The following is an 11,206-nucleotide window of genomic DNA, read 5'->3' as shown; positions in this document are numbered from 1 at the left end:
AAAACAGTGTTTTGAGCTGACTTCGTCAGTTCTATCTACAACCTCAAAGCAGTGTTTTGAGCAACCTACGGCTAGCTTCCTAATTTGCTCTTTGATTTTCATTGAGTATATAAAGTGAGAATCTGTTGAGTTGTTGAAACTCAGCAGATTTTTATATGTGAAAGAAATTTCAATTTTTTTCTAAAAATAGCTTGACAGATTAAATTTTTAGGAGTAGAATGTTTACCAGTTAATTAAATAGTTAAGGGGTTATCCATGAAGAAACAAAGTTTATTTTTAGTATTGTTAAGTATCTTTCTTTTGTGTTTAGGTGCTTGTGGTCAAAAAGAAAGCCAGACAGGGAAAGGGATGAAAATTGTGACCAGTTTCTATCCTATCTACGCTATGGTTAAGGAAGTATCTGGTGACTTGAATGATGTTCGAATGATTCAGTCAAGTAGTGGGATTCACTCCTTTGAACCTTCGGCAAATGACATCGCGGCCATCTATGATGCAGATGTCTTTGTTTACCATTCTCATACGCTCGAATCTTGGGCAGGAAGTTTAGATCCCAATCTAAAAAAATCTAAAGTGAAGGTTTTAGAGGCTTCAGAGGGAATGACTTTAGACCGCGTCCCAGGGCTAGAAGATGTGGAAGCAGGGGATGGAGTTGATGAAAAAACGCTCTATGACCCTCACACATGGCTAGATCCTGAAAAAGCTGGCGAAGAAGCTCAGATTATCGCTGATAAACTTTCAGAGGTGGATAGTGAGCATAAAGAAACTTACCAGAAAAATGCGCAAGCCTTTATCAAAAAAGCTCAAGAACTAACTAAGAAATTCCAGCCTAAATTTGAAAAAGCGACTCAGAAGACTTTTGTAACACAACATACAGCCTTTTCTTATCTAGCGAAGAGATTTGGACTTAATCAACTTGGTATTGCAGGCATCTCTCCTGAACAAGAACCAAGTCCACGACAACTAACAGAAATTCAGGAATTTGTTAAAACATATAAGGTTAAAACGATTTTTACAGAAAGTAACGCTTCTTCGAAAGTAGCTGAAACTCTTGTCAAATCAACAGGAGTGGGGCTTAAAACTCTGAATCCTTTAGAGGCAGACCCACAAAATGACAAGACTTATTTAGAAAACCTGGAAGAAAATATGAGTGTTCTAGCAGAAGAATTAAAGTGAGGAAAGAATGAAAATCAATAAAAAATATGTAGCAGGTTCAGTGGCAGTCCTTGCCCTAAGTGTTTGTTCCTATGAACTTGGACGGTACCAAGCTGGTCAAGTTAAGAAAGATTCTAATCGAGTTGCTTATATAGACGGTGATCAGGCTGGTCAAAAGGCAGAAAATTTGACACCAGATGAAGTCAGTAAGAGAGAGGGAATCAACGCCGAACAAATTGTTATCAAGATTACTGATCAAGGTTATGTGACCTCTCATGGAGACCATTATCATTACTATAATGGTAAGGTTCCTTATGACGCTATCATCAGTGAAGAACTCCTCATGAAAGATCCGAATTATCAGTTGAAGGATTCAGACATTGTCAATGAAATCAAGGGTGGCTATGTGATTAAGGTAGACGGAAAATACTATGTTTACCTTAAGGATGCGGCTCATGCGGACAATATTCGGACAAAAGAAGAGATTAAACGTCAGAAGCAGGAACACAGTCATAATCATGGAAGCAGTTCTAACGATCAGGCGGTAGTTGCTGCCAGAGCCCAAGGACGCTATACAACGGATGATGGCTATATCTTCAATGCCTCTGATATCATTGAAGATACAGGTGATGCCTATATCGTTCCTCATGGCAATCACTTCCACTATATTCCTAAGAGTGACTTGTCTGCCAGTGAATTAGCTGCTGCCCAAGCCTTCTTATCTGGAAAAGGTGGCCAATTAAGTACGGTTGAATATCGTTCAAGCAGAGCTGAAACAAGATCTAGTGTAAGAACGAGTCAATCTGAGACACCTCAAAATCCTGCAACAGATTCTGAAAGTCAAAGTGAAGATTTAGCTAATCTCCTTCAAGAATTGTACGCTTTGCCACTTAGCCAACGTCATGTGGAGTCTGATGGCTTAGTATTTGACCCAGCACAGATTACAAAACGTACTGCCAATGGTGTGGCAGTTCCTCATGGAGATCATTTCCATTTCATTCCTTATTCGCAAATGTCTGCTTTGGAAGAAAAATTGGCTCGAAATCTACCAATTGGAGGTCAGCCAGTTCAAAGTCATACTGATAATCCGAAACCAAGCAGTACAGGTAAACCAAGTTCAACCATTAAACCAAACTTTAATCTCAATACGCAAGCACCGAATAGAGGAACTGGAGGAGCTTATACAACAGATGATGGGTATGTATTTAGTCCGACAGATGTGATTGAAGATACAGGTGATGCTTTTATTGTACCTCATGGCAATCATTTCCACTATATACCAAAAGGTGCTTTGTCTGCAGGAGAATTGGCTGCTGCCCAAGCTTATTGGAATGGTAAACAGGGTTCTCATTCTGCTACAAGCTCAAGTAAACCAAGTAGTGATAATGCTAAACCAGCCCAACCAAGTTTGACAGAGACTCCAAACCTGACTGTCACCCCAACTTATCATCAAAATCAAGGGGAAGACATTTCAACACTTTTAAGTGAATTGTATGCCAAACCTTTATCAGAACGTCATGTGGAATCTGATGGATTAGTCTTTGATCCGGCCCAAATTATCAAACGTACAGCTAACGGTGTAGCAGTGCCTCACGGAGATCATTATCACTTTATCCCTTATTCACAAATGTCACCGCTGGAAGAAAAATTGGCTCGTATGATAGCCGTCAAGGGACAAAATGGCAGTGTCTTGCCAAGTGTTACTCCTCTGAAGCCAGCCCCTACTACCAAACCTCTAGCACCAGTGGAAAATAAACCGACAGAATTTGATGTTAACCAGGTTGTTAGAAAAGTTGGCGACGGATATATTGTCGAAGATAAGGGCGCTAGTCGTTATGTTCTAGCTAAAGACTTAGCCAAGGATAAGATTGACGCTATTGAAAATCTCTTGTCTAAGAAAACTCAAGAGACGCATGCCCTAGTTGCGAAGAAAGAAAATGTCGCTCCTCGTGACCAAGAATTTTATGATAAAGCATATAATTTATTGGCCGAGGCTCATAAAGCCTTGTCTGAAAATAAGGGTCGTACTTCTGATTTCCAAGCCTTAGACAAATTAGCAGAACGCTTGAATGATGAATCTTCTAATAAAGGAAAATTAGTAGATGATTTATTGGCATTCCTAGCACCAATTACTCATCCAGAGCGACTTGGCAAACCAAATTCTCAGATTGAGTATACCGAAAATGAAGTCCGCATTGCTCAATTAGCTGATAAGTATACAACGTCGGATGGTTACATTTTTGACGAACATGATATTATCAGTGATGAGGGGGATGCCTATGTAACGCCTCATATGGGTCATAGTCACTGGATTGGAAAAGATAGTCTTTCTGATAAGGAAAAAGCAGCTGCTCAATCTTATACTAAAGAAAAAGGTATCCTACCTCCGTCTCCAGATGCAGACGCTCAAGCAAATCCAACTGGAGATAGTGCAGCGGCCATTTACAATCGTGTGAAAGGTGAAAAACGAATTCCACTCGTTCGACTTCCTTACATGGTTGAGCATACAGTTGAGATAAAAAATGGTAATTTAATCATTCCTCATAAGGATCATTACCACAACATTAAATTTTCTTGGTTTGATGATCACTCATACAAGGCTCCAAATGGTTATACCTTGGAAGATTTGTTTGCGACGATTAAGTACTACGTTGAACATCCTGACGAACGTCCACATTCTAATGATGGATGGGGCAATGCCAGCGAGCATGTCTTAGGTAAGAAAGACCACAGTGAAGATCCAAATAAGAACTTCAAAGCAGATGAAGAGCCAGTAGAGGAAACACCTGCTGAGCCAGAAGTCCCTCAAGTAGAGACTGAAAAAGTAGAAGCCAAACTCAAAGAAGTAGAAGCTTTACTTGCTAAAGTAACAGATGCTAGTCTGAAAGCTAATGCGACAGAAACCCTAGCTGGTTTACGAAATAATCTGAGTCTCCAAACCATGGATAATAATGGCATCATGGCAGAAGCAGAGAAACTACTTGCTTTGTTAAAAGGTAGTGAGTCAGTTACGATGAAACCAGCAGTATAAACTTTATACTATAAATCAAAATGATGTAAGAGTCAGTAGCAATACTGGCTTTTATTTTTTTAAATGACATAAAAATCTTGACAGATAAGTTTAAAAAAGGTAAACTATTTACTGGTTAATTAAATGGTTAAATAACCGGTTTAGAAAAACTGTTTAACCGAGAAAAAGAAGTTAAGAAAAGCTTCATTACTTATTGAAATGAGGGATTTATGAAATTCAGTAAAAAATATATAGCAGCTGGATCAGCTGTTATCGTATCCTTGAGTCTATGTGCATATGCATTGAACCAGCATCGATCGCAGGAAAATAAGGACAATAATCGTGTTTCTTATGTGGATGGTAGCCAATCAAGTCAGAAAAGTGAAAACTTGACACCAGATCAGGTTAGCCAGAAAGAAGGAATTCAGGCTGAGCAAATTGTCATCAAAATTACAGATCAGGGCTATGTGACGTCACACGGTGATCACTATCATTACTATAACGGGAAAGTTCCTTATGATGCCCTCTTTAGTGAAGAACTCTTGATGAAGGATCCAAACTACCAACTTAAGGATGGAGATATTGTCAATGAAGTCAAGGGTGGTTATATCATCAAGGTAGATGGAAAATATTATGTCTACCTGAAAGATGCAGCTCATGCTGATAATGTTCGAACTAAGGATGAAATCAATCGTCAAAAACAAGAACATGTCAAAGATAATGAGAAGGTCAGCTCTGATGTTGCTGTAGCAAGATCTCAGGGGCGCTATACGACAGATGATGGTTATGTCTTTAATCCAGCTGATATTATCGAAGATACGGGTGATGCTTATATCGTTCCTCATGGAGGTCACTATCACTATATTCCAAAAAGTGATTTGTCTGCTAGTGAGTTAGCAGCAGCAAAAGCTCATTTAGCTGGCAAAAATACGCAACCGAGCCAGTTAAGCTATTCTTCAACAGTTAGTGACAATAATACTCAAGTTATAGATCAAGAATCAACTAGCAAGCCAGAAAGCAAAGTTGAAAATCTCCAAAGTCTATTGAAAGAACTCTATGATTCGCCTAGTGACCAACGTTACAGTGAATCAGACGGTCTGGTTTTTGATCCTGCTAAGATTATCAGTCGTACACCAAATGGTGTTGCGATTCCGCATGGTGACCATTATCACTTTATTCCTTACAGCAAGCTCTCTCCTTTAGAAGAAAAGATTGCTAGAATGGTGCCTATCGGTGGAACTGATTCTACGGTCTCTACAAATGAAAAACATCATGAAGTAGCGTCTAGTCTAGGAAGTCTTCCAAGTAATCCATCTATATTGAATAATGCTTCTTCAACGTTAAATAAGGAAATTTCTTCAACATCTGATGGTTATATCTTTAATCCAAAAGATATCGTTGAAGAAACAGCCACAGCTTATATCGTCAGACATGGTGATCATTTCCATTACATTCCTAAGACGAATCAAATTGGTCAACCGAATCTTCCAAACAATGGTCTAACAATACCTTCGCCATCTCTTCCAGTCAATCCTAGTGTTTCACATGAGGAACATGAAGAAGGTGGACACGGCTTTGATGCCAATCGTATTATTGCTGAAGATGAAGCAGGATTTATCATGACTCATGGTGATCATAACCATTACTTCTTCAAGAAAGACTTGACAGCGGACCAAATTAAGGCGGCGCAAGACCACTTGAAAGGGGCAAATACGACAATACCAAGTGCATCTCATGATGATCACGATGAAGAAGAGCATGATCACCATCACGGTGAAGAACACGGCCATGATTTTGATGCCAATCGAATTATCAGTGAAGATGCGGCAGGCTTTGTCATGACCCATGGCGACCACAATCATTATTTCTTTAAGAAAGATTTGACCCCTGAACAAATCAAGGCGGCACAAGATCATTTGAGAGGTAAAACACCAGCAACACCAAGTCCAGCACATGATGACGATGACGATCATGATGAAGATGCACATGGTCATCACCATGACGAACATGGCCATGATTTTGATGCCGATCGTATTATTGCTGAAGATGATCAAGGCTTTGTCATGTCACACGGAGATCACAATCATTACTTCTTCAAGAAAGATTTGACAGCAGAGCAAATTAAGGCAGCGCAAGACCATCTGAAAACACATCATGATGCAGAGCCTGTAAAACCTCTTGCTAAAACGGTAGAGTCTTTCTCAAGAGATGCTAGCGATGAAGAAAAGATTGCTTATATTTCTAAGACCTACGGTGTTCCACTTGAAGCTATTAGAATTTCAAACGGATTCTTTGTCTTTGGAAATCCAGACCAAGCCTACGATCCAACTCATATCCACCCATATGCTGTTCGTAAGGAACATGTTCGTTTGCCACTCCAAACTGGCAATCCAGAACTTGATTTCCTAAACGAACTCTATACCACTGCTTTGCGAGATGGTGTGTCTCCTTATAGCTTACAGGTAGAAAATGGTAGTTTTGTGATTCCTCATGGCGACCACAATCACTACATCAAGGTTCAAACCAAGGGCTATGAAGTAGCTTTGAAAAACAAGATTCCAGCCCTACAATCCAATTATCAACCTGGAGCTTTTGATGAGAAGGCAGTCTTGGAAAAAGTAGATCAACTTCTAGCTGATAGCAGAAGTATCTACAAAGACAAGCCTATCGAACAAAGACAGATTGAGTTAGCCTTAGGTCAGTTTACTGAGAACATGAAGAAACTGGCAACTAACTCTACAGCAGGTTATCTTGCAACCCTTGATCTCTTTGATAAGCAATATATCCATATTGATGAAAGTGTCAAACCTGTTGAAACAAGTGCTTTAGATAAGAAATATCAGGCCTTGATTGATAAAATCAATACTCTGGATACAGACACTTTTGGACTTCCTAAGAAAGACCTTCTCGTTCGACTCCAAGAGGCTAAATTGGCTAAAGATGAGGCTGCTTTAGTAGCGGTTGAATCACAACTTCAAGCTCTTCAAGACTTTAATGATCGAACAGGTGTTACAACTGTAGAATACATCAAGTACTTCTACGAACACGTAAATGACGGTCGTTTGAGTGATGAACTTCGAAACAAAGTAGCTCAGTTGACTTGGACCTTGTATCAATCCCAATCCTTCCTTAAGGCAGCAGAATTGAACAAATTATTCCCAAGTATCTATCAGGCAAAACAAGAAGTGGAAGAAGCTTTGAAAGCTCAGCCAACTACTGCGAAATCAAGTCAGACAGTTCTAGATACTGAAAAAGTTGATAATCAAAGTGCCAAGACAGCTATTTATGGCTTTTTGAAAGAATTGTACGGAGACTTTATGCCTGAAGAGCATATGAATCATGTCAGCAAGGAACAAGTGGAGAGTCTTCTGAGCAAGGCAACTCAACTCTTAGAGCAAATCCAAGAAGAAGGAATCAGACAATCCTTGGCAGAAGAAGTAGAAAATCTCAAAGCTGCTACAAACAAGGCTGATGCAGACTTGGATGAAGTAAACAGTCAGGTAAAAGATGTCTTGACTCGTATCGCTAGCGCTCTTCAACAAGAGAAGGAAAATGCTGAGCAAGATCCTCAGACACTTGTACTCTATCAAAAGCTTTACGATATCCTCATGTCACTTCACGCTTACTTAGAAAACAATAAGGGTTCTGATGAAGACTTTGATAAGGTGGATGCATTACTAGATCAACTTTCTGCTAAGAGCAAAGATAAGGCTGCTTTACTTGAATTGACAAAAGCTATTCTGGTCTTGAATCAAGAAATCAAGTCAAAATCAAGTGCGAGTGAAGAAGCAAGTCCAGCAACAAAACCTGAATCGAATGCTGATAGCACAAGTGCAGAGAATCAACCAATTGCAAGTACAGAAACCGAAGCACCAGTAGCATCTGAATCTAACAGTGATACCGCAAGCGACGAAAGCAAACCAAGCAACACAACAGATTCTAAACCTGCTGAACCAGCTTCAGAAAAGGAAACAACAGAATCTACAATAAGTACTGGAAATCAAGAAAAACCAGCAGAATAAAAAGAAAGGCGAAGTAGCTAAGCTACCTCGTCTTTTTAGTCTTTATAAGATACGATACCAATAATGGTATCAACTGCACGTTCCATGGTCTGAAGGCTGACGTATTCAAAACGTCCGTGCATATTTTCTCCACCCGCAAAGATATTAGGAGTTGGGATTCCCATAAAGGAAATCTTAGAGCCGTCTGTCCCTCCACGGATTGGTTCGATTATAGGAGTGATATCCAAATCTTCCATAACGGCTTTGGCAATGGTAATTGGAGTCATATCTTTTTCAATGACTTCTTTCATATTGTAGTACTGGTCTGTCAAGTTTAGGGTGACACGGTCGCTACCAAGTTCTTGATTCATCTTATCAGCGATAGACTGCATTGCTGCTTTACGCGCTTCAAAGGCATCCTTTTCAAAATCGCGAATGATGTAGCTAGCACTCGCCTCCTCAACACTACCTGTCACATCCATAAGATGGTAGAAACCTTGGTAACCCTCTGTCAGTTCAGGACGGTCAGTTTCAGGGAGTTGATTATGGAAATCAATTGCTAATTGCAGAGCATTTACCATCTGTCCCTTTGCAGTACCAGGGTGGACATTGCGCCCTTGGAAATGCAATTCAGCACCAGCTGCTGAAAAAGTCTCGTATTGAAGTTCACCTAGTGGTCCGCCATCAACAGTGTAGGCAAAATCTACATCAAAATCTTCTGCATCAAATTGATTAGCACCAACACCGATTTCCTCATCTGGACCAAAACCAACACGAATCTCACAGTGTTTGATTTCAGGATGGGCAGTCAGATATTCAATAGCAGTCATAATTTCAGCAATACCAGACTTATCATCGGCACCTAGCAAGGTTGTTCCATCGGTTGTGATGAGAGTTTGTCCTGGATATTTCTCAAGACTCTTGAAGTCGGCTGAATCTAGTTTAAAACCCGAATTTCCAAGTTCAATCACACTACCATCGTAGTTTTCAATCACCTGAGGATTGACTCCTTCGGCATTAAAGTCAGCAGTATCCATGTGGGAGATGAAGCCAATCTTACGTGTTAAAGATGGATCATTGGCTGGTAAGGTCCCAATTGCAAAACCATTTGGTAGATAATAAACATTTTGTAAACCAACACGTTTCATTTCAGGAATAAGAACATTTGTAGCAAAATCTACCTGACTCTGCGTACTTGGAGTAGTAGTAGAGTGTTCATCAGAGCGCGTGTTGACCTTAACGTAGGTTAAGAAGCGGTCCAAGAGATTGGGGTAAGTCATAAAAAACTCCTTTTGAATTCATTTTTTTCCATTGTATCATAGAAAGAAGAGAAAAACAAAAGACTGAAGTTAGGGAAATTCGCTATGTTGGCGTTTACTTATCAACGAATTAATGATAAAATAAACTTGATAAAAATATCACAAGGAAGCGATTATGAAAAAAGCAATTTTAATGATGACTTTCGGTTCGCCAGAAGAGATTACCTTTGAAGGTGTGGCTGATTTTTTCACAAATATTCGTCGCGGAGTGAGACCTCAAGACCACGAGATTCAAACACTCTATGATAATTATGTACTTATTGGAGGTACGCCTCTGCAAAGAATTACCCGTGAAGAGGTTGCCTTGGTAGAAGCTAGGCTAGGAAATGAATATAGTGTCTATTTTGCCAATAAGTTTTCCAGTCCCTTTATTCCAGATGTGATTGGTCAGATGGAAGCAGACGGTATTGAGCAGTGTATTTGCTTGATTTTAGAACCTCATTATTCTTTTTACTCTGTCATGGGTTATGAGAAATTTTTAGAAAGCAAGCAAATTCAATTTTTGGTTATTAAGGACTGGTATCAAGAAGAAGCACTGTTAAACTATTGGGCGGATGAAATTGCTAAGATTTTAAAAGAAGAAGTAAAGCAGGATAGCTTTAAAGTCATCTTTTCAGCCCATAGTGTGCCTATTTTTGCCTTGGATTTTGGTGACCCATATATTGACCAAATTTTCGAAAATAGCAAGCTAGTCGCTGAAAAACTAGGACTGAGTTCAGAACAATATACCAACACTTGGCAGAGTGAAAGTGATATCGGGATTCCATGGATTAAGCCAGATGTTTTGGAGTATCTCAGAGAACAGAAAGAACATCCAGACCATTATATTTTTGTTCCTATCAGCTTCATTAGCGAGCATATTGAAGTCTTGTTTGATAATGATGTGGAATGTTATGACTTATGTCAGGAATTTGGTGTAAACTACCATCGTCCACCAATGCCAAATACAGATTCTCGTTTGATTGATGCCTTGGTTAATACAGTCAGAGCTAATGAGGACAAAGAGTTTAAGGAATTTCTCCCAGAAGAAGAAACCTTTGATGAGTTAGTTCCTTCAGATGAGACTAAAAACATTTTGGCCGAATCTCAAGATTTACAAATGCCAGAATTTGTTAAAAAATTGATTGAGAAAAAAGGTCGTGAAAATGTTAAGATGCCTTATTTGATCAAGAAAATGCTTGAGAAAGCAGGTAAGTTGCCGAAAGAGTAAAGAAAAAGGATTTAGCTTTGTGCTAGATCCTTTTAAACGATTATTTTTTCTCAAGAAGGGCTTTGATTTCTTGAAGTACTTCCAATTCAGTTGGAGCAGCTGGAGCTTCTTCAGCAGCTTCTTCTTTCTTAGTAAGGCTTTGAGCTTTTTCAATACCTTTGATAAGGAAGAAGAGAACAGTACCGATAACTAGGAAGTTGATAACAGCACTCAAGAATTTACCATATGTAACACCATTCCAAGCAAGCTCAGCGATGTTTTGTACTTTCGCAGCTTCCAAGGCTGGATTCAAAATAAGTGGAGTGATGATATCGTTAACAAGTGATGTAACGATTGCACCAAAAGCAGAGGCAATGATCACACCGACAGCAAGGTCAACAACATTACCACGAAGCAAAAATGCTTTAAGATCTTTTAACATTTTCATTTTACCTTTCAAAAATTTTTACTCTTCATTATATATTAATTAAGAAAAGCTTGCAAGATATATGCTCAGAAATTTTATTTTTTAAAA

Annotated in this window: 6 protein-coding genes; 4 read left to right on the top strand and 2 right to left on the bottom strand. The window is 39.2% G+C overall.

All coding sequences use genetic code 11. The features are described from left to right. The first annotated feature begins 255 nt into the window (after positions 1 to 255). The 3 genes from adcAII (at position 256) to ADI58_RS10480 (ending at position 8,184) form a co-directional block, all read left to right on the top strand. Complete coding sequence (gene adcAII / locus ADI58_RS00770; protein WP_000744915.1) at positions 256 to 1,173, top strand: zinc-binding lipoprotein AdcAII; 918 nt, start codon at positions 256 to 258, stop codon at positions 1,171 to 1,173. 7 nt (positions 1,174 to 1,180) lie between these two features. After that, on the top strand, positions 1,181 to 4,183 hold the full coding sequence (locus ADI58_RS00765; protein ID WP_049521091.1) for a pneumococcal-type histidine triad protein: 3,003 nt from the start codon (positions 1,181 to 1,183) through the stop codon (positions 4,181 to 4,183). A 209-nt stretch (positions 4,184 to 4,392) separates the two neighbouring features. Beyond that, positions 4,393 to 8,184: a pneumococcal-type histidine triad protein gene (locus tag ADI58_RS10480; protein ID WP_049521090.1), complete on the top strand. Its 3,792-nt coding sequence runs from the start codon at positions 4,393 to 4,395 to the stop codon at positions 8,182 to 8,184. 35 nt (positions 8,185 to 8,219) lie between these two features. On the opposite strand, the gene pepT is transcribed toward ADI58_RS10480, so the two are convergent. Next, entirely contained in the window at positions 8,220 to 9,443 is a 1,224-nt protein-coding gene (pepT, locus tag ADI58_RS00755) for a peptidase T (protein ID WP_049521089.1), read from the bottom strand. A gap of 154 nt (positions 9,444 to 9,597) precedes the next feature. Between pepT and hemH the strand changes: the two genes are divergently transcribed. Next, positions 9,598 to 10,692, top strand: a complete 1,095-nt coding sequence (gene hemH / locus ADI58_RS00750) for a ferrochelatase (protein WP_049521088.1) — start codon at positions 9,598 to 9,600, stop codon at positions 10,690 to 10,692. 40 nt (positions 10,693 to 10,732) lie between these two features. Here the strand turns inward: hemH and mscL are convergent, their stop codons facing one another. Further along, positions 10,733 to 11,113, bottom strand: a complete 381-nt coding sequence (gene mscL / locus ADI58_RS00745; RefSeq protein WP_049521092.1) for a large conductance mechanosensitive channel protein MscL — start codon at positions 11,111 to 11,113, stop codon at positions 10,733 to 10,735. Positions 11,114 to 11,206: the final 93 nt, after the last annotated feature.

This window comes from Streptococcus mitis, assembly GCF_001074635.1.
In the GTDB taxonomy this organism is placed as follows: domain Bacteria; phylum Bacillota; class Bacilli; order Lactobacillales; family Streptococcaceae; genus Streptococcus; species Streptococcus mitis_E.
Note: the sequence above shows the minus strand (reverse complement) of the source record. Positions and strands in the feature narration are given on the sequence as shown.

Coding starts and splice junctions, on each gene's coding strand:
- adcAII (WP_000744915.1), top strand. CDS start 256: ATGAAGAAACAAAGTTTATTTTTAGTATTGTTAAGTATCTTTCTTTTG.
- ADI58_RS00765 (WP_049521091.1), top strand. CDS start 1,181: ATGAAAATCAATAAAAAATATGTAGCAGGTTCAGTGGCAGTCCTTGCC.
- ADI58_RS10480 (WP_049521090.1), top strand. CDS start 4,393: ATGAAATTCAGTAAAAAATATATAGCAGCTGGATCAGCTGTTATCGTA.
- pepT (WP_049521089.1), bottom strand. CDS start 9,443: ATGACTTACCCCAATCTCTTGGACCGCTTCTTAACCTACGTTAAGGTC.
- hemH (WP_049521088.1), top strand. CDS start 9,598: ATGAAAAAAGCAATTTTAATGATGACTTTCGGTTCGCCAGAAGAGATT.
- mscL (WP_049521092.1), bottom strand. CDS start 11,113: ATGTTAAAAGATCTTAAAGCATTTTTGCTTCGTGGTAATGTTGTTGAC.